We start from the raw sequence: 20,110 nt of genomic DNA, 5'->3' as shown, positions 1-20,110 counted from the left end.
ACGCGCTCGTTGCATGAAGTCCCACGATAGCGTTCATAAAACAGAACAAGGAAGGGGAATCATGTCGCACGCACTGCCCGACCGGCTTCTGCCCGGCTCGCCCTATCCGCTCGGCGCCAGCTGGGATGGCCTCGGCGTCAACTTTGCGGTGTTCTCGGCGAATGCGCAAAAAATCGAGCTTTGCCTGTTCGATCCCACCGGTCGCAAGGAGATGAGACGCTTCACGCTGCCCGAATGCACCGATGAAGTCTGGCACGGCTATTTGCCCAATGCACACCCCGGCACGGCGTACGGCTTTCGCGCCCATGGGCCGTATCAGCCGCAACATGGGCATCGCTTCAATCCGCACAAACTATTGCTCGATCCGTATGCACGCAAACTGGTTGGGCAGTTTCGCTGGTCCGACGCGCTGTTCGGCTATCGTGTGCATTCGAATCGCGCCGATCTTTCGATCGATCGCCGCGATTCGGCGCCGGCCATGCCGAAGTGCGTCGTGATCGACGAAGCCTTCGACTGGTCACACGACAAGCGCCCGAATGTGCCGTGGGGCGAGACCATCGTCTACGAGGCGCATGTGCGCGGCGTGTCGATGTTGCGCCCCGATTTGCGCCAGCACGAACGCGGCACGTTCGCCGCGCTGGCTTCGCCGGAATTCATCGCGCATTTGCTGAAGCTCGGCGTGACCGCTGTCGAATTGCTGCCCGTGAATGCGTTTCTGAACGACCGCTTTCTGGTGGAGCGCGGCCTGCGCAATTACTGGGGTTACAACAGCGCGGCATTTTTTGCACCGGAGCCGTCGTATCTGAGCACGCACCGGCTCGATGAAATGCGCATCGCCGTGCGCCAGTTGCACGCGGCCGGCATCGAAGTGATTCTCGACGTGGTCTACAACCACACCTGCGAAGGCAACGAAATGGGGCCGACTGTCTCATGGCGCGGCCTCGACAATGCGAGCTACTACCGCCTGATTCCCGGCGACGAACGCCACCATATCAACGACACCGGCTGCGGCAATACCGTGAACCTGCCGCATCCGCGTGTGCTGCAGATGGTGACGGATTCGCTGCGCTACTGGTCGGCGAAGTTCAATATCGACGGCTTCCGTTTCGATCTCGGCGTGACGCTCGGCCGCGAGCAGCATGGTTTCGATCCCGGCTCCGGTTTCTTCGACGCCTTGCGGCAGGACCCAATCCTGTCGCAGCGCAAGCTGATTTCCGAGCCATGGGACATCGGCCCCGGCGGTTACCAACTTGGCAATCATCCGCCGGGATTCGCGGAATGGAACGACCGTTTCCGCGACACGGTGCGCCGCTTCTGGCGCGGTGACGCGGGCCTGCGCCCCGATCTCGCCGCGCGTCTGACCGGCTCCGCCGATCTGTTCAACCGGCGTTTCCGGAAACCATGGGCATCGGTCAACTTTGTCACGTCGCATGACGGCTTTACGCTCGCCGATGTCACCGCGTACGAACACAAGCACAACGACGCCAATCAAGAAGACAACAATGACGGTCACAATGAAAACTGCAGTCGCAATTGGGGCGTAGAAGGCCCGACCGACGATCCGGTCATCCTCGAAACCCGCAAGCGCGTGGCCCGCTCGCTGATCGCCACGCTGCTGATGGCGCTCGGCACGCCCATGGTGCTGGCAGGCGACGAATCGCTGCGTACGCAGAATGGCAACAACAATGCGTACTGCCAGGATAACGAACTATCATGGCTCGACTGGGAGCGCGCGGAGTCGCCCGACGGCCGCCAGATGACTGCGTTCGTCGCACGCGTGATCGCGCTGCGCAAACAGCATCCGCTGCTACGCGAAACGCGTTTTCTGTTCGGCGACCGTGAAGTGTTGCCAGGCCTGTTCGATGTCGGCTGGTTCGATGAACACGGCGATCCGCTTACCATCGAAGCCTGGCAGGACCCCGAAGGCCGCGCGTTCACGCTGCGGCGCGCGGGTCCGGGCTTGAATGGCGAAACGGAAGTATTGTTGATGATGCTCAACGCCGCGGCGGAAACGCTGCGTTTCGTGCCACCCGCGCCACACTTGGAATGGCATGTGCTGCTAGATACTGCTGAGCCGGCGAGCGCGCCGCACCGGTTGGCGGTGCCAGAGGTCGAAGTGGCCGCGCATAGCCTCGTGATGCTGGCCGCACAACCCGTCGGCGAAGCGGATTGGCAGGCGGGCTGGAAGGCCGGCGCGCAGCATGGGCCGCGGCTGTTGACCGCCCTGCCGCCCGATCCGGGTGCGCATCCGCCAAGCGGCGATACGTCGCCGACCACGTAGGCGAAAAGCAACATCGAATGGTGATGAATCATGTCCGAAAGTCCGATTGATCCTCACGCGCATCATCACGCGCATTGCCTGCCGTTCAGCGCGCAGCTGCTGGGCGCTATGGGCGCGAAGCCGCGCACCCGGTTCCGCTTCTGGGCGCCTTCGTGCAAGACGGTCCAGGTGGACATCGAAAATGGACCGGCCCAAGGCGCGCACGACATGACGTCCACCGGCAACGGCTGGTTCGAAACAACCGTCGATAGCGGCACCGGTACGCTGTATCGCTTCCGGCTCGATGGCGAGCGTGCGGTGCCCGATCCTGCGTCGCGCTTCCAGCCGCAAGACGTGCACGGCCCGAGCGAAGTGATCGATCCGCGTGCGTATCGCTGGGAACATACGAACTGGCACGGTCGCCCGTGGGAAGAAACGGTGTTGTACGAGTTGCACGTCGGCGCCGTGGGCGGTTATGCGGGCGTGCAGAAACGTCTGCCCGCGCTCGCCGCACTCGGCGTAACGGCGATCGAATTGATGCCGTTGAACGACTTTCCCGGCAAGCACAATTGGGGCTACGACGGCGTGCTGCCGTATGCGCCCGATTCCGCGTACGGCCGCCCCGAAGAATTGAAGGCGCTGATCGACACCGCGCACGGCCTTGGCCTGATGGTGTTTCTCGACGTGGTCTACAACCACTTCGGCCCGGACGGCAACTATCTGCACGAATACGCCCGCGCGTTTTTCCGCGAAGGCACGCACACGCCGTGGGGCCCCGCGATCGATTTCGACCGCAGTGAAGTGAGCGACTTCTTCACCGACAACGCCGTCTACTGGATCAACGAATATCGCATCGACGGCCTGCGTTTCGATGCGGTGCATGCCATCGGCAACCATGCGTGGCTGCGCGAATTGTCCGACCATATCCGCGCGAAAGTGCAGCACGGGCGGCACGTGCATCTGGTGCTGGAAAACGAACACAACAGCGCGAGCCTGCTGGAAACGCATTTCGACGCGCAATGGAACGACGACGCGCACAACGCGCTGCATGTTCTGCTGACGGGCGAAACCGAAGGCTATTACCACGCGTACGAAGACCAGCCGATCCGCCGTCTCGCGCGCGTGCTGTCGGAAGGCTTCGCGTATCAGGGCGACCCGTCGCCGATTCACGACGGCGCGCCGCGTGGTGAATCGAGCCAGCATCTGCCGACTACCTCATTCGTGATGTTCTTGCAGAATCACGACCAGATTGGCAATCGCGCATTCGGCGAGCGCTTGCGCACGCTGACGTCGGACGATGCTTTGCGCGCCGCGACCGGTTTGCTGCTGCTGTCGCCGCAAATCCCCCTGCTGTTCATGGACGAGGAATACGGCTCGACCCAGCCGTTCCTGTTTTTCACCGACTACACCGGCGCGCTCGCCGATGCCGTGCGCGAAGGACGGCGCCGCGAATTCGCACGCTTTTCGGCGTTCAGCGATGAAAAGCGTCGTGCGCAGATTCCCGATCCGAACGACGCGAAGACCTTTGCTGTCTCGTCACCGCCTGAGCCCCCCGTTCAAGGTCAAGGCTCCGCACAAGATGACAACGCGAAAGACCGTCTCGACTGGATGCACTTCTACAAATCCGCGCTCGCCGTGCGGGCGAAGCTGATCACACCGCGTCTGAAACATTCCAAAGCGCTCGGCTCGACCGTGCTGAGCGCCGCAAACGGCGGCGACGCCAATGCGCTGATCGCCCGCTGGAAACTTTGCGACGGCGAAACCTTGTCGATCGCGTTGAATCTCTCGAAGGAGAATGTGGCGTTCCCCGATTTGCCCGCCGGCAAAGTGATTTTCGAAACGCCGCCGCGCGTGCGCGAGCAAGTCGATGCCAAGGTGTTGCCCTCGTATGCGTTTGTCGCGTGGGTGACCGGCGACGTCAGCGAATATGCCATCGGCCACGATGCTCGCATCGTGAGCCAACAGGAGCGCCACGCGTGAGTGCTACCCGCCGTTCAAACGATACGATCGTTACCCTTGCCACTCGCGTCGGCTTCGAGGTCGAGTGGCGGGACGCGCACCATACGACGCAGCATGTGCCGGAGAGCACGCTCGCCGTGCTGCTCGAACGAATGGGCTTGCCATGCGCTAACGCCACGCAAATCCGGCACAGCGCGGCGGCGCTCGAAGCCGAACTGTCCGGCCGCAAACTGCCGCCATTGATGACCGCGGAGATCGAGCGCGGCATCGCGCTGCCTGCCGCGGCGATCAAATCCGGCAGCCACTACCGGATCGAGCTCGAAAGCGGCTCGATCATCGACGGCCGCTTCACGGCGCCTAAAGGCGAGGAAGCATTGCTCGCACCAATCGACGAGCCGGGCTATCACACGCTGGTGATCAACGATCAACGCATGACATTGGCCGTTGCGCCGTCACGCTGCTATACCGTCGCGGATGCATGGCGCACGCTGCACGACGGCGCCACGGCGCAAACGCCGCCGCTCTGGGGCATTGCCGCGCAGTTGTATGGCTTGCGCCGCACGGGCGACGGCGGCATCGGCGACTATACGGCTCTCGCGCAGATGGCTATTGAAAGCGCGAAGCGCGGCGCCCATGCGCTCGCCGTCAGTCCGACGCACGCGATGTTCAGCGCCGAGCCGAACCGGTTCAGTCCGTATTCGCCGTCGTCGCGTTTGTGGCTGAACGTCACGCATATCGATCCCGCCGCGGTGTTCGGCGCGGACGCCGCGCGCGCCGCACTCGAGGCCGCGCAGGCCACCGACGCCTGGTCGGCACTCGAAGACTTGCCGCTGATCGATTGGCCGAACGCAGTTGTGCTGAAGCTGAAGGTTTTGCGCGTGCTGTACGAGAACTTTTGCACCCAGGAACGCGCGCACGATACGCCGCGCGCTCTCGAATTTCATGGCTTCTGCGAACGTGCCGGCCGTGCGCTCGAAGATCACGCGCGTTTCGAAGCGCTGCAAGCGGTGCAGTTGGCTCAGGAGGCCGGCAATGGCCACTGGCGCAATTGGCCTGATGCGTTACGCGACCCGCGCAGCCCGGAAGTTGACGCCTTTGCCGAAACGCATCGGCATGAAGTCGATTTTCATCTGTTTCTGCAATGGCTCGCCGCCAAGGGTCTGTCGCACGCGCAGCATGCGGCGACCGATGCCGGCATGGCCGTCGGCCTGATCGCCGACTTGGCCGTTGGATGCGATAGTGCCGGCAGCCATGCATGGTCGTACCGTGACGACATGCTGCAAGGCATTTCAGTGGGCGCGCCGCCCGATCTGTTCAACCAGGCCGGCCAGGCATGGGGGCTCACCACCTTCTCGCCGCGCGCAATGCGCACGCAGGGCTTCTCCGCGTTCATCGACATGCTGCGCGCGGCGTTCGCGCACGCGGGCGGCGTCCGCATCGACCACATTCTCGGCTTGCGGCGCCTATGGCTCGTGCCCGAAGGCGAAAGCGCGCGTAATGGCGCCTATCTGCGCTATCCGCTCGAAGACCTGCTGCGGCTGATCGCGCTCGAATCGTGGCGGCATCGCGCGATCGTAATCGGCGAAGATCTCGGCACCGTGCCGCCCGGCTTTCGCGAGCGGCTCGACGAGCACGGTCTCGCCGGCATTCGCGTGCTGTGGTTCGAAGGCGCGGAAGGCGGCAAGGGCTTCAGGCCGCCGCACGCGTGGGACCGCAACGCTGTCGGCACCACCACGACCCATGATCTGCCGACCGTGGCAGGCTGGTGGCGCGGCAGCGACATTACGTGGCGCAACCGGATCGGTCAAACGATGGCGCGCGCCGACGGCCGCGACGCGGAGAAAGTGGCGCAGGAAGAACGCGCCGCCGATCGCGCTCTGCTATGGCGCGCGTTCCAGCAAGCCGGCGTCGCCGTGCCGGACGTGGAAGCGCCACCGCCCGACGAGGCGCCCGTGGATGAAGCGCTCGCCTTCGTCGCCGCGACACCCGGGCCACTCGTCACTTTCCCGCTCGAAGATTTGCTCGCGCTGGTCGAGCAACCGAATCTGCCCGGCTCGATCGACGAGCATCCGAACTGGCGCCGCCGCGTGAGCTTGCCCATCGACGCATTGTTCGACGACGACACCTTCAGCGATCGCCTGCTGGCCGTCGACCGCGCGCGCGGCGGCGCAACCGTTCCTGCTTCTGCCTCCAACGCCTCTTCGGAGCCTGATACGCCATGACCGTCCCGCGCTCCACGCTTCGCCTCCAGTTCCATCGAGGCTTTACCTTCGACGATGCCGCGAAGCATGTCGACTACTTCGCCGCGCTCGGCATCAGCCACGTGTACGCGTCGCCCATCACCACCGCCGAGCCGGGCTCGATGCACGGCTACGATACCGTCGACCACACCCAGGTCAACGCCGAATGCGGCGGCGAGGCGGGCTTGAAACGCCTGGTCGATAAGCTGCACGCGCACAACATGGGGCTGATCGCCGATGTGGTGCCGAACCATATGGGCGTCGGCGGTTCGAGCAACGCGTGGTGGCTCGATATCCTCGAATGGGGCCGGCACAGCGCGTACGCTCGCCATTTCGATATCGACTGGCATTCGCCCGATCCAGCCTTGCGCGGCAAGGTGCTGGCGCCGACACTCGGCGCCGCGTACGGCGAGGAGCTCGCAGCAGGCCGGATTGCGCTGCATTTTGCGGCTGATAGCGGCCGCTTTTATATCGGCTACGGGCCGCATGTGTTTCCGGTGTGCCCAACCGATTACGCGGCGATTCTGCAAAGCGCCGACCGCACCGATCTCAGTGCACTGGCCGAACGTTTCCAGGGCCTGACGACGCAGCCGACCGATCAGCCGCGCGCCGCCGAAGGACGCGACATGCTGCGCGAGTTCGTCGCGCAAAACGGCGCCGCGGCGATCGAATTGGTGCTAGAAGCGTATGCGCCCGCAGATCCGGCGACGCGTGACCGTCTGCATCGGCTGATCGAACGGCAGCACTTCCGCCTCGCATGGTGGCGCACTGCTTCGGACGAAGTGAACTGGCGGCGTTTCTTCGACATCTCGACGCTGGCCGGCGTGCGTGTGGAGCGGCCCGAAGTGTTCGAGGCCGTGCACGCGCTGATTTTCCGCTTGTATCAGGAAGGCGTGGTGGACGGTTTGCGGATCGACCACGTGGACGGTCTCGCTGAACCACGTGAGTACTGTCAGCGTCTGCGGCAGCGCCTCACCGAATTGCGCGACACCGCACCGTATGTGGTCGTCGAAAAAATTCTCGGCCGCGGCGAACCACTGCGCGACGATTGGCCCGTGGACGGCACGACCGGCTACGATTTCATGAACGACGTGGGCGCGCTACTGCACGATCCGGCCGGCGCCGAGCCGCTCGCGCAGACATGGGCCGAACTCACCGGCCGCAGCCCGCGCTTCGCCGACGAAGCCTTGGCCGCGCGACGCAAGATTCTCGTGGAGAACCTCGCGGCGGAACTGGACCGCGCAGCGCGTGCGTTGCATCGGATCGCCCGCGATTCGCTGACGACCCGCGATTTCACCTTCACCGCGTTGCGACGCGTGCTGACCGAACTGGCCGTGCATTTTCCGGTGTATCGGATCTATCCACAGAACGGGCTGCGCGGCGCCATCGATAACGTGTATTTCGAGCAGGCGCTGGCAGGCGCGAGACAAACGCTTTCGCGCGCGGACTATGTAGTGCTCGACCGCGTGAACGCGTGGTTGGGCGGCAGCGCAGAAGAGGTGCCGAATGCACGCGGCAATGTGCAATCACAGCAGCAGGGTCCGAATGGCGTACCGCCGAGTCATACCGGTTCCGCAAGGCGCACCGCGCAGACGCTGTTTTCGCAATTGACCGCGCCGGTCGCCGCGAAGGCGATTGAAGATACAGCGTGCTATCGCTATGGACGTTTGCTGTCGCGCAACGAAGTCGGCTCGGACCCGAGCGAGCTTTCGTTATCGGTGGACCAGTTCCACGCGGCGAATCTGGAGCGTTCGCAGCGCTTTCCTCACGCGATGCTCGCCACGGCAACGCACGACCACAAGCGTGGCGAAGACGTGCGCGCGCGGCTCGCGGTGTTGAGTGAAATCGCGGATGAATGGAGCGCCAAGTTGCGCGCATGGTCGACATTGAATGCACCGCATCGCCGCGCCGTCGACGGTACGAGGATTCGCAGCGTCAGCCACGACACAAGCTACGATTGGGCGCCGGGCCCCGCCGCCGAAGCGATGCTGTATCAGACCCTGGCGGGCTGCTGGCCACCGGATCTAAAACCGGACGATGAAGCCGGCGTCAAGGCACTGGCCGAGCGCGTCGCACAATGGCAGTTGAAGGCGCTGCGGGAGGCGAAGCTGCAGACCAACTGGCTCTCCCCCGACGAAGCCTATGAGGCCGGCTGCCGCGAGTTCCTGTTCGATATTCTGGCGCCGCAGCGGCGCGACGGGTTCTTGCGCGAGTTGTCCGCGCTCGTCGCACGGATTGGACGCGCTGGTGCGCTCAATAGTTTGCAGCAAACGGTGTTGCGGCTGGCATCGCCTGGGATTCCCGATCTTTACCAGGGCACTGAGTTGTGGGACTTCAGTCTGGTCGATCCGGACAATCGCCGGCCCGTCGATTTTGCCAAACGTGAGGCGTGGCTGGCACAGACACCGCCTTCGGCGTTTCTGGCGAACTGGCGCGATGGCCGGGTGAAGCTCGCGGTGGTGCAACGCGTGCTGGCGTTGCGCGCGCATTTGCCGGAGTTGCTAAGTCAGAGTACGTATCTTCCGCTCGAGGTGCGCGGTGCGCATGCGTCGAATGTGATCGCCTTTGCACGCCGGCATGGGAACGCATGGGCTGTGGTGGTGGCGAGCCGACTGGCTGCCGGGTTGCTAGGCGAAGACGGCGATTTTCCGCTGGCCGATCCAGCCAAATGGGGCGATACGGCAATCGAGATGCCCGCGGATCTGGCCGCGCGGGCGCTGTTCGACTGGTTGAGTCCGGCGGCGCCTAAAGTCGATGAAAACGGTTTGCTTTATCTGCGCGATGCGTTGGGCGCAATGCCTATCGCAGTGTTGGTGGAGGATGGCGTGCCACACAGTTGATCTGCGACTTTTAGAAGGTTGGAGGCGGTGAAAGCATGGGCGACGCGCTGACTACCGATAAGAGCCGGGCAACAGCAGCCCGCAAATAAGCCGCTCAACCGCCTTCGTCGTCGAAGATCTTCGGATAAACGCGCACGAGCACGATGCGCGGCCCCTTCATCTTCTTGACCACCACATCGAAGCAATCGAACTCAACGCGCTGCCCTTCGGCAGGCAGGTCGTTGAGCGCCTGAATCACGAGGCCGCCGACCGATTCAGCCCTACCCTCGTCGATGTCGATCCCGAGCGCGCGTTCCAACGACACCACCGGCAAGCTGCCCTTGCCCATCAACGTGCCGTCGTCCATACGCGTCCAGTCGGCATCGCCCTGGCGGAATTCGTCGTGGATCTGCCCGACCAGTGCGCCGAGCAGATTGTCCAGCGTCAGAAAGCCGATCGGCTTCGAATTCTTGCGGCCAACCAGCGCGAAGTGCGGCGCACCCTGTCGGAAGCGGCGAAACAGTTCGAGCGCCGGCATGTCCGGCTTGACATACTGCACGGGCCGCACATATTTGGAGAGGTCGTCGAGCGTGCTGCCAGCGTGCCGCGCCAGCAGCAAATCCTTCAAATGGATCATGCCGGCCACGCGCTCGCCGGACGCGTCTTCCAACAACGGATAGCGGCTGAAGCGGTGCCGCGCCACCATCTGCATGTTTTCTCGCAAAGGCAAATCGCGCCGCAGGCCGACCATTTCATGGGACGGGCGCATCAGATCCGAGACGGTCATGCGCGAAAAGTCCAGCGAATGCGCAATCGTGTTCCATTCGTCCTGGCTATAGGCGCCATCCAGCGAACCAAGTTCAGTCGCGACGTTGGCGTGGCGGCCGCGCAGAATCAGCTTGAGTTCCTCGGTGGAGTAATGCGAATCGTGGCCGTGGTCCGCGTCGAGGCCCGCGAGCTTCAACACCGCGTTGGCGCTCGTGTTGAGCACCCAGATCCCCGGATACATCGCCCAGTAGAAACCGTATAGCGGCGTGGCGGCCCACAACGAAACCTTTTCCGCCTCGCGAATCGCCAGCGATTTCGGCGCCAGCTCGCCCACCACGATGTGCAGGAACGAAATGCACGAGAACGCGAAGAACAGCGAGATGCCGTGGATCAGCTTCTCCGATTCCACGCCAAGCAGGCTGAAAACCGGCGTGAGCAGTTCCGCGAACGCCGGCTCACCGATCCAGCCGAGCCCGAGCGACGCCAGCGTAATGCCGAGCTGACAGGCGGACAGATACGCGTCGAGCCGTCCGTGCACCTTCGCCAGCAAACGCCCACGCATGCCGTGCTTGGCCGCGAGGCTCCGCACGCGCGTCTGGCGCAGCTTCACCAGACCGAATTCGGCGGCGACGAAAAAACCGTTGAGGGCAACGAGAAACAATGCACCGATAAGGGCGACAACCTGGATCAAAGCGAAGGGCTCCGGCAACAAAAGTTGTCAGTATAGAGGGCGAAAGCAAGCTGAAAGTTAATCGCGTACAGGAACGTGCGCCGACAGCCGCCGCTCACGTTGGTGTCGGCGCACTCAGCGGCACATGCAGCGCGAGCGTAGCCGTTTCGCTCTCAGGCGCGTCGCTTTGCTCGAAACTGCCGCCGTGCGCTTCCGCGACGCGCTTGCACAGCGCGAACACCCACGCGATCCGTTTGGCTTCGCGCGGTTCGCGTGCCTGTTTGCGGGCAAAAGCTTCCAGCAAATGAGGCACCGAAGGATCGTCCAGCGCAGCGGCACTTTGATTGAAGGTGACGGTGGCGTGCCACCTGGCGGCGTCCGCGTGTGCGGCCAGCGTGACTGCGGCGCCCTGCGTGCTCGCTTCGACCGCAAACGTGAGCATCACCCACAGCGCGGCGGCGAGGCGCTCACGGTCGCCGTTGAGCTGCTCGGTAGCGAGTCGCGATTCGACCGCGATCTTGACACCGCGCGCGCGAGCCAACCCGGAACGGACTTCTTCCACCGTTTCATCGATTAGCGGATGCAGCGGAAACGGAGCAATAGCAAGCGCCAGCGATTTGGTCTCGCCGCGCGTGGCATCGACAATCGTCTCCAGCAACCTCACCTGCTGGTCCACGCCGTTACGAATCCCGGTGACGGCGCGCTGCGAATTAGGGTCGTTGGCATCGAGCTTGCGCTCGAGCACGTAGGCCCAGCTATGGATGGCGTTCAGCGGACCACGCAGGTCATGCGACAGCAGCGACAGCACGTGGTCGCGCATGAATAGCGCGGTCTCCGCGCGCAGACGTGCGGTGCGTTCGGATACGGCAAAGCCGGAAAGAACCGGGTCTGCGCCGGCGGTCCCGGTGGAAGACGTTGTCACGATCGAGTCCTCTCAGGCGGTGCATAAAATGTTAAAAGACGTCCCATTATAGGCATGCCGCCCGGCGCGGCCAGCCTGGCCGGATGGCCAGCATGGACGCAAACCGCATGCCACGCCCTAATCCTCGGCGATGCAGCGCCAACACGCCTACAATGTCGGTTTTTACGTTTTTGACCTAAGGAGCGACATATGTCGACTGTGACTACCGAATCCGGCCTGAAATACGAAGACATCGTTGAAGGCACCGGCGCCGAAGCGGTGGCCGGCAAGACCGTCAGCGTGCACTACACGGGCTGGCTGACTGACGGCCAGAAGTTCGACTCGAGCAAGGACCGCAACGACCCGTTCGCGTTCGTGCTGGGTGGCGGCATGGTTATCAAGGGCTGGGACGAAGGCGTGCAAGGCATGAAGGTCGGCGGCACGCGCAAGCTGACGATTCCGCCGCAACTCGGCTACGGCGTGCGTGGCGCCGGCGGCGTGATTCCGCCGAATGCAACGCTCGTGTTCGAAGTCGAACTGCTCGGCGTCTAAGTTTTTCGCTGCGCTGTTTTGTATTGTGCAAGTGGGCTTCGCCAATGAGTCACCCCGCCGTCACCGCACCTAGCGTTTCGCTGCGCCGTTACGGCGTGGTCGAGGCGTCGGACGTGCACGACTTTCACCAGGTCGTGCTCGGACTCGACGGCGCGATGGTGATGGCGGTAGACGGCGTCGCGCATCAGATCGACGCCCGCTCCGCCTGGCTCATCCCGGCCGGGGCGCGGCACGATTACGCGGGCATCGGCGAGAACCGGCAATTGGTGCTGGATCTGCCGGCCACCTCGCTAGCCGTGCCGGAACGTCTGTTCGACCGCGCGCGGGCGGTGACGGTGGATGTCTCGCTCACGCAACTCGTGCATCGGATTGCGGCGCACGCCACAGGCGGCGCGCAAGCCGACGACCTGGACACCCGGCGTTTTCAATGGGATGCAGCCGCGCGCTTGGGCGCCGCGTTGGTGGCCGACACCGGTACGGTGGCCGGGGCTCAGGCCTATGGCGCCGGCCTCGACTTCGCGCGCATCGACCGTTGGCTGCGCGCGCATCTGTCGGAGCCGCTGCGTATCGCCGACCTTGCCGCGCACTGCGGCTTCGGCATGCGGCGCTTTCATCAGCTTTTTATCGACGCCTTCGGCGAAACGCCACATCGCTACTTGCAGCGTTTGCGGCTCGATACGTCTCTTGGTTTGTTGTCCGATCCACGCTTATCTCTCAGCGATATCGCGTTGGAAATCGGCTTTGGCGATCAGAGCGCCTACACGCACGCATTCACACGGCGTTTCGGGCTGGCGCCCGGTCAATGGCGCGCGACACGGAACCGCAGTCACGCTTGAACCTCGATCCGCGACGCACTGTGACCAACAGTTAAATCTGGCAAACAAAGCAGTACGAGTCAGATGCGTCATTGCGCCACGCGCGTCAAGCAAAAGCGCGCAGTGTCTTCGCGACTGCCAGTCATCACTTCACCCCCTCCGCTACCGCTGCCGGCCCGCTCCATCAAGGCCTTTGGCAAACGACGCCCCAATCTCGCCGTAGACGTCGAGCCGGCATACAGATGTGCGACGGCCCAATCGCGTTGTCGAAGGTCACAAATAAAATTGAACCCACCTTCCAAAACAAAGACAGAGATACGGGGTGCGTAATATTTTCGATGTTTAACTGACACACCCCAATCCGCAACTCTCTATACCGCTGGAGGTATTCGATGGAAAAGCTCATTCAGCAAATTACTCAGAACTCCGTATGGAATAAGTGGGTCGCCGCCAACTCGGATCAAACAGACGGCTGCATATCGGGCAGCAAGGAAGGTTGCATTTCAGCCGCAAGGGCAGGCTGTATTTCAATCGCCAGAGCAACGCCGCCTCCGAAGAAAGGCTGCATCAGCTAATCGCCCTACGTCGAACTTGAGCGACCGGTAATGGCGAAACGCAACCTGGCGCGCTCATCAAGCTGATCCTTGCAAGGTGCAAGGATCAGCTTCCCTCGACATCGCAACCAGGCTTTGGAGTCCGCATGAAAAGCCAGCCGACAGCCGATGTGATCGAGCAGATCAAAGACATCCCCATCTATCGACAGTCGATAGCGGACAACTTTTTCCCGATTCTGGAAAAACCCGCTATCGCGCTGGACTTTCCCAACAACTGGATGACGCCGCGACTTGCAGCCGCGCTCGAGGCCGGCGAAGCCGAGTTCGTTCTTTCGACCGGCACCCATCACGCAAGGATGCAGATCATCCGCCCGCCTTACTTTCTATTGAACTCGTACTATCAGCTGTGGAGCGATCACCCCGACATTCGGTTCACATGGCAGCAACAATGTCAGCGCGTATCGCTCACTACGGTGCTGGCAACCGAACACGTGGCGCGAGTAAACGTCCGCAAATATGACACGCACATCGCTGGAATCGCCTCATCGGCGATGAGGCGGCTCGATGCGCGCACTTCGTATCTCAACCAGAAACTCGACCCTGCACTGTGGGAACGCGCCGATATCGAGTGCATGCTGGACGATATCGAGGCTGCCAGGCGTTCTCATCCTCAGGGGTTTTATCATCTGGATTGTTCCAGCTGCCATCTGGCCCATTTCGTACTGAAGGTCTCAGAATACGGACTAAAGGAACGCTTCCCCCAACCTGCCAGCATCGTCCACGCTTACGAATACACCCCGGCAAACGTCAGGCGGTTCCTGCTGGAAAATTTCAGTTGCCCGCTCGTCGACCTCTTCGGCAGCACCGAACTCGGCTATCTCTACTACAGCGATCGACACGGCCGCTACTCGCCGTATCTCGACAAAATGCGCCTGGAACTCGTGCCGTTCGCGACGAGCGACTCAATCTTCAGCCTGATCGTGTCGAGCGTGCGTAATCCGTATATGCCGCTAATCCGTTACCGCTCCGGCGATTGCGTCCAGACGGCCGACGGCTCGGCAAACCCCGCGCAAATTGTCAGGATTTGCGGCCGCGAAAAAGAGATGCTGCGCGCTTCGCACGGCATGGTGTCGCAAGCCGATTTCGACGATCTCATCTGCGCCGCTTCGCCCACAATCTTCGTTTATCAATTACGCACGGTTGAGCAATCGCAAGCCTGCCTGCATTACACGACGTTCGATGGCGCCCCGCTCCTGCCGCGGGAAGTTGCTGATTTGCAAGCGCGCATTCGGGAAGCGACAGGGATGGATTGCACCATCTCACACCGCGCCCATATCGCCATCGGCAAATCGGGAAAATATGCGTGGCTCCCGAGAGATTAAGGGTCTGCCGGCAGGTTCCAACTACTCTCACTGCAAAGAGGAAATCGCATGCACTCCCTGTATTCTGCTCCGGCGGTCGACGCAAAGGCATTGCTCGGTCACGAACTGTATTCGGAAGTAATCCTCTATTTCACCAATCGCACCGGCGCGTCCTCGGACTACGTAGAACGGCAATTGGTGGAATGTTTGCGGTACCTCTATCTGGTCTCGAAGCACCGGGAGCAACTGAGTGGTCTTTTTCTGCCGGTCGAGCAGCAGATCGACGAGATCTGGCATTACCTCATTCTCCAGACACGCGAATACCGGACGCTTTGTGAGGAACGCTTGCCCGGCGGTTTCTTTATCGAGCACCGCAGTTGCCCTTACGCGACCTATCAGCAAGCGCCGAGCCGCGAGCAACTAATCGAGCAATCACTTCGCTGGCTGCCGTTGTATCGGGAATCCTTTGGCCCGTTCGATGAGGGTGCGCTGCCGCATTGGACCATGCCTCGTTTTCTGCGCGACGAAATGGGCCTCTCGCTGGCAGACATTGCGCAGCTCGAAGCCCGCGAGGCTGCCTGAAGGCAGACGCCATGACAGACTACCGAGCCTCCCGGCGCCTTCCGGGCGGGCGTAATCGACTGTCCGCCAGCACACTTGCTCTTGTCGTTATCCTGGCCTGCCAGTTGATGGTGGTCATCGACGGCACCGTGATATACGCGGCATTGCCTCATCTTCGGGCAGACCTCCGACTTGCGCGCGCGGACCTGTCCTGGGTGCAAAACGCCTATATGCTGACTTTCGGCGGGTTCATGCTGCTGGGCGCCCGCACCGGCGACATCCTGGGACACCGTCGTGTGTTCCTGGCCGCCAGCGCGGCGTTTGTCCTGGCGTCGTCTGCTGGCGGGCTCGCGCAATCCCTCCATGGGCTGCTCCTCGCGCGCGGCTTGCAAGGCATCGCCGGTGCCTTTGCCGCGCCATCCGCGCTCGCGCTGCTGATGCTGCTTTTCCCGGAGGGCGCGGCGCGTATGCGTGCGATCACGCTCTACACAGCGGTCTCCGGCGGTGGGAGTGCGGCCGGGCTGGTGCTCGGCGGCGTACTGACCGATTTCGCCTCCTGGCGCTGGGTACTGTTCATCAATGTGCCTATCGGCGCACTGTTGCTGGTGCTGGGGCCACGATGCCTGCCTGAGGCGCCGCGTAACCGCAGACACTTCGATGTCATGGGTGCGTTGACCGTCACCCTCGGCACGAGCCTCCTGGTGTACGGGCTCGTACGTTGCGTGCCGGACGGAGCGGCACACCCAGGCGTCGTGGTGTCGCTCATCTCAGCAGGACTATTGCTCATCGCCTTCGTTCTCGTCGAGAAGCGGGCGAGGCACCCGATTACCCCGCTCTCGCTCTTCGCCAGCGCGCAACGTTCAGGCGCCTATGCCGGCAGGATGCTATTGATAGGCGGCATGCTGGGAACGTTCTTCTTCCTGACCCAATACGTGCAGGAGGTTCTTGAGTTCAGCGCGTTCCGCGCGGGCCTCGCCTTCCTGCCGCTGGCGGCAACGCAATTTCTGATGGTGATGGTCGGCGTGCCGTGGCTCATACCGCGGCTGGGCCGCAAAGGTCTGCTGACGGGAGGACTGCTGATCGCGGCGGGCGGCATGGTGTGCTTGAGCCGAGTGGGTGCCGACACGGAGTTTTTTGCCGATCTGGCATTGCCGATCGTCATGTTGGGAATCGGAACCGGCGCAGCCCTGGTGCCGCTTACGACGGCCGGCATTGCCGGCGTGGCGCCGCGTCATGCTGGTGCGGCTTCCGGTTTGATCAATGCGACGCACTATATCGGCGGCGCAATGGGCACGGCGGTCGTCGTCTTCATTGCCGATCTGACGTTTAACCGTATCGCTTTGACGCGTGGGCCACTCGGTTCGACTTTGGAACTGGGGGCCAAAACCGAACTCACCCATGCCCTGTCAGTTTCGGCTGGCACGTCTGCGGTGTTCTTCGTGTTAGCGCTGCTCATCGTGCTCGTCACGATGAGCAGCCCGCGCACGCTGCCAGCGGCATAGGCGACCGGGCGGCAGGGGTAGCCCCGGACCGGGCCGCCGCCCCTCTACGGTTTAACCCGCCAGACCGCGCTCCAGATCGCCGCGGATATCGCCGGCGTTTTCCAGGCCAACCGCGAGACGGATCAAGCCTTCGCTGATACCCGCCGCGGCACGCGCTTCCGGCGTTACGCGAGCATGCGTGGTCGTCGCCGGATGCGTGATGGTGGTACGCGTATCGCCGAGATTGCCAGTGATCGAGCAAATCTTCGAACTGTCGATCACGCGCCAGGCATTCGCGCGCATCTGCTCAGGCGTATCGCCCTTCAGTTCGAACGAAAGGATCGCGCCGCCCGCCTTCTGCTGACGCATGGCCAGCGCGTGCTGCGGATGCGATTCGAGTCCCGGGTAGAACACGCGGTTCACGGCCGGATGCGTTTCCAGCCAGCGCGCGATTTCGAGCGCATTCGCCGACTGCTTTTCGACGCGCAGCGACAGCGTTTCCATACCCTTGAGCAGCACCCATGCGTTGAACGCGGACAGCGTCGGCCCGGCGCTACGCACGAACGGAAACACCTTTTCCATGATGAACTGCCTGGAGCCGACCAGCGCGCCGCCGAGCACACGCCCCTGGCCGTCGAGGAACTTGGTGGCCGAATGCATCACGACATCCGCGCCGAGCTTCAGCGGCTGTTGCAACGCCGGGCTGCAGAAGCAGTTGTCGACCACGAACAGCGCGTTGGCTGCCTTCGCGATCTTGCTGATCGCTTCGATATCGGCGACTTCGGTCAGCGGGTTCGACGGCGTTTCGAGGAAGAACATCTTCGTCTCCGGGCGCACGGCGTTTTTCCACGCGTCCAGATCGGTCGGATCGACAAAGGTCGTCGTGATGCCGAACTTGCTGAAAATCTGCGAGAACATGCCGAGCGTCGAACCGAACAGCGCCTGCGAGCTGACCAGATGGTCGCCAGCCTGCAATGCCGACATCACGACCGACATGATCGCGGCCATCCCCGAAGCCGTGGCCATGCACGCTTCGCCGCCTTCGAGCGCGGCCAGGCGGTCCTGGAACATCGTGACGGTCGGATTCGTGAAGCGCGAATAGGTGTAATTGTCTTCGGAATTCTTGAATTTTTCGGCGGCGTCCGCGGCACTCGCGAAGACGAAGCTCGAGGTCAGGAAAATCGCTTCCGAATGTTCGTTGAAGTCGCTGCGCACTGTGCCCGAGCGGACTGCCAGCGTATCGAAGTTCAGGGAGTCGTCCATGTCAGTTCTGGTTTCCAATGTTCCATGGCTGGGTTCGGCGTCGACGGCCCACGCGAGAGGAGCGCCTAACGCCAAACGTCAGCAACAAAAAAGCCCGCTTTTGCGTCGGCATAAGCGGGCTTCATGTGCGGGGGAAAGCTGGAGCGGAGGCGGATGAGTGCGGCTTTTCCACCCTTCGCTTTAGCTGTTTTGGGTTGCCCCGCGTCCGCAAGCTGAGATCAAATCGACGCAAGCCGTCATGCTAACACGCTCGCGGCGTGGCGTGCAGCGGGCCACGCCGCGAGCGCCATCACTCAACCGACCGACAATTGCAAGTGCAGTTGCGAACGCGCCGGGCCGCCGTCGGCCGCTTCGCTCGCGGCGTCGCGGTCCGATTGCGAGGACGGCGCGAGGCGCGCGGTTTCGATGCGGTCGAGGTATTCGCTGGTGACATCACCCGTGACGTAGTTGCCGTCGAAGCACGAGGCTTCGAATTCCTTCAGCGCCGGGTTGATATCGCGCACCGCCTGCTTCAGGGCGTCGACGTCCTGATAAACGAGATAGTCCGCGCCGATCATGCGCGCGACTTCATCGTCCGTGCGGCCATGGGCGACGAGTTCACCGCGTGTCGGCATATCGATACCGTAGACGTTCGGGTACTTCACCGGCGGCGCCGCCGAAGCGAAGATCACCTTGTTCGCGCCGGCATCGCGTGCCATCTGCACGATTTCGTGCGAAGTGGTGCCGCGCACGATCGAATCGTCGACGATCAGCACGTTCTTGCCCTTGAACTCGATACCCATTGCGTTCAGCTTCTGGCGCACCGACTTCTTGCGCATCGCCTGGCCCGGCATGATGAAGGTGCGGCCTACGTAACGGTTCTTGAAGAAGCCTTCGCGATACTCCACGCCCAGTTTCTTCGCGACCTGCATCGCAGCCGGACGGGACGAATCGGGAATCGGCATCACGACGTCGATCGCGACGTCGGGCAATTCGCGCTTGATCTTCTCGGCGAGGTAATCGCCCATGCGCAGACGCACGTTGTAGACCGGGACGCCGTCGAGTACCGAGTCCGGACGCGCGAGATACACGAGTTCGAAAATGCACGGGTTCAGGCTAGGATTCGTGGCGCATTGCTGCGAGTGCAAATTGCCTTCGAGGTCGATGAAAATCGCTTCGCCCGGCGCGATGTCGCGCACAAATTCGAAACCGACACCTTCGATTGCAACCGATTCCGACGCCAGGATCCACTCGACGCCTTCCGGCGTTTCCTGCTTGCCGAGGCACAGCGGGCGAATGCCGAACGGGTCACGGAAGCCAAGCATGCCGTAGCCGGCAATCAGCGACACGATCGCGTACGAACCCCGCACCCGGCGATGCACGCCCGACACCGCCTTGAACAGCGCGGCCGGATCGAGTTGCAGGCTCGAACTGGACAGCTGCAATTCGTGCGCGAGCACGTTGAGCATCACTTCGGTGTCGGAGTTCGTGTTGATATGGCGGCGATCGATGCGGAACATCTCATCTTTCAGCTGCTGCCAGTTGGTCAGATTGCCGTTGTGCGCGAGGATGATGCCGAACGGCGCGTTCACGTAGAACGGCTGGGCTTCTTCTTCGCTCGATGCAGAACCGGCGGTCGGGTAGCGGACCTGGCCGATACCGGTGGTGCCGGGCAGGCTGCGCATGTTGCGCGTGCGGAACACGTCGCGCACCATGCCGTTGGCCTTGTGCATATGGAAGTTGCTGCCGTTCGCTGTCGCGATGCCGGCGGCGTCCTGACCGCGGTGCTGCAGAAGCAGCAGGCTGTCATAGATCAGCTGATTGACCGGAGAGTGGGAAACTACGCCTACGATGCCGCACATGGCATGTCCTTCAAAGGTACGAAATTCGTAACGGCGGCCGGTGCCAAAGATGCTGCGCGAGGGTA

At 62.6% G+C, this 20,110-nt stretch carries 14 protein-coding genes; 10 read left to right on the top strand and 4 right to left on the bottom strand.

Annotated features, from left to right (window positions below):
• Window positions 1-61: 61 nt before the first annotated feature.
• From glgX to treY, 4 genes are read left to right on the top strand one after another with little or no spacing between them, the layout of a single operon-like run.
• Entirely contained in the window at window positions 62-2,281 is a 2,220-nt protein-coding gene (gene glgX, locus P3T22_RS27545) for a glycogen debranching protein GlgX (protein ID WP_429326667.1), read from the top strand.
• A 30-nt stretch (window positions 2,282-2,311) separates the two neighbouring features.
• A complete protein-coding gene (gene treZ, locus P3T22_RS27540; protein ID WP_429326666.1) occupies window positions 2,312-4,240 on the top strand; it encodes a malto-oligosyltrehalose trehalohydrolase in 1,929 nt (642 codons plus the stop codon).
• The gene (gene malQ / locus P3T22_RS27535) at window positions 4,237-6,441 is read left to right on the top strand and encodes a 4-alpha-glucanotransferase (RefSeq protein ID WP_429326665.1); all 2,205 of its coding nucleotides are present in this window, start codon (window positions 4,237-4,239) and stop codon (window positions 6,439-6,441) included. The genes treZ and malQ overlap by 4 nt, the downstream gene beginning before the upstream one ends.
• On the top strand, window positions 6,438-9,299 hold the full coding sequence (treY, locus tag P3T22_RS27530; protein ID WP_429326664.1) for a malto-oligosyltrehalose synthase: 2,862 nt from the start codon (window positions 6,438-6,440) through the stop codon (window positions 9,297-9,299). Before malQ ends, treY begins: the two co-directional genes overlap by 4 nt.
• A gap of 94 nt (window positions 9,300-9,393) precedes the next feature.
• Here treY and P3T22_RS27525 read toward each other — a convergent pair whose 3' ends face one another.
• Together P3T22_RS27525 and P3T22_RS27520 are read right to left on the bottom strand one after the other, a co-directional pair.
• Entirely contained in the window at window positions 9,394-10,737 is a 1,344-nt protein-coding gene (locus P3T22_RS27525; protein ID WP_063498431.1) for a hemolysin family protein, read from the bottom strand.
• Between the two features lie 94 nt (window positions 10,738-10,831).
• A complete protein-coding gene (locus P3T22_RS27520) occupies window positions 10,832-11,638 on the bottom strand; it encodes a sensor histidine kinase (RefSeq protein ID WP_429326663.1) in 807 nt (268 codons plus the stop codon).
• Window positions 11,639-11,827: 189 nt separating this feature from the next.
• On the opposite strand from P3T22_RS27520, the gene P3T22_RS27515 reads away from it, so the two are divergent.
• From P3T22_RS27515 to P3T22_RS27490, 6 genes are all read left to right on the top strand, one after another.
• Window positions 11,828-12,169, top strand: a complete 342-nt coding sequence (locus P3T22_RS27515; protein WP_027803023.1) for an FKBP-type peptidyl-prolyl cis-trans isomerase — start codon at window positions 11,828-11,830, stop codon at window positions 12,167-12,169.
• Window positions 12,170-12,213: 44 nt separating this feature from the next.
• Window positions 12,214-13,005, top strand: coding sequence for an AraC family transcriptional regulator (locus tag P3T22_RS27510; RefSeq protein ID WP_063498430.1), 792 nt, complete (start codon window positions 12,214-12,216; stop codon window positions 13,003-13,005).
• 371 nt (window positions 13,006-13,376) lie between these two features.
• Complete coding sequence (locus tag P3T22_RS27505) at window positions 13,377-13,559, top strand: hypothetical protein (protein ID WP_429326662.1); 183 nt, start codon at window positions 13,377-13,379, stop codon at window positions 13,557-13,559.
• 125 nt (window positions 13,560-13,684) lie between these two features.
• On the top strand, window positions 13,685-14,920 hold the full coding sequence (locus P3T22_RS27500) for a hypothetical protein (RefSeq protein WP_429326661.1): 1,236 nt from the start codon (window positions 13,685-13,687) through the stop codon (window positions 14,918-14,920).
• A 48-nt stretch (window positions 14,921-14,968) separates the two neighbouring features.
• Window positions 14,969-15,481, top strand: coding sequence for a hypothetical protein (locus tag P3T22_RS27495; protein WP_429326660.1), 513 nt, complete (start codon window positions 14,969-14,971; stop codon window positions 15,479-15,481).
• An 11-nt stretch (window positions 15,482-15,492) separates the two neighbouring features.
• Window positions 15,493-16,962 carry an MFS transporter gene (locus P3T22_RS27490; protein WP_429326659.1) on the top strand — a complete coding sequence of 490 codons (1,470 nt, stop codon included), beginning with the start codon at window positions 15,493-15,495 and terminating at the stop codon, window positions 16,960-16,962.
• A gap of 51 nt (window positions 16,963-17,013) precedes the next feature.
• Here P3T22_RS27490 and P3T22_RS27485 read toward each other — a convergent pair whose 3' ends face one another.
• Together P3T22_RS27485 and purF are read right to left on the bottom strand one after the other, a co-directional pair.
• Complete coding sequence (locus tag P3T22_RS27485) at window positions 17,014-18,204, bottom strand: O-succinylhomoserine sulfhydrylase (protein ID WP_429326658.1); 1,191 nt, start codon at window positions 18,202-18,204, stop codon at window positions 17,014-17,016.
• Between the two features lie 293 nt (window positions 18,205-18,497).
• The gene (purF, locus tag P3T22_RS27480; RefSeq protein ID WP_063498424.1) at window positions 18,498-20,045 is read right to left on the bottom strand and encodes an amidophosphoribosyltransferase; all 1,548 of its coding nucleotides are present in this window, start codon (window positions 20,043-20,045) and stop codon (window positions 18,498-18,500) included.
• Between the last annotated feature and the right edge of the window lie 65 nt (window positions 20,046-20,110).

The organism is Paraburkholderia sp. GAS348, from assembly GCF_050434205.1.
GTDB lineage: Bacteria > Pseudomonadota > Gammaproteobacteria > Burkholderiales > Burkholderiaceae > Paraburkholderia.
Note: the sequence above shows the minus strand (reverse complement) of the source record. Positions and strands in the feature narration are given on the sequence as shown.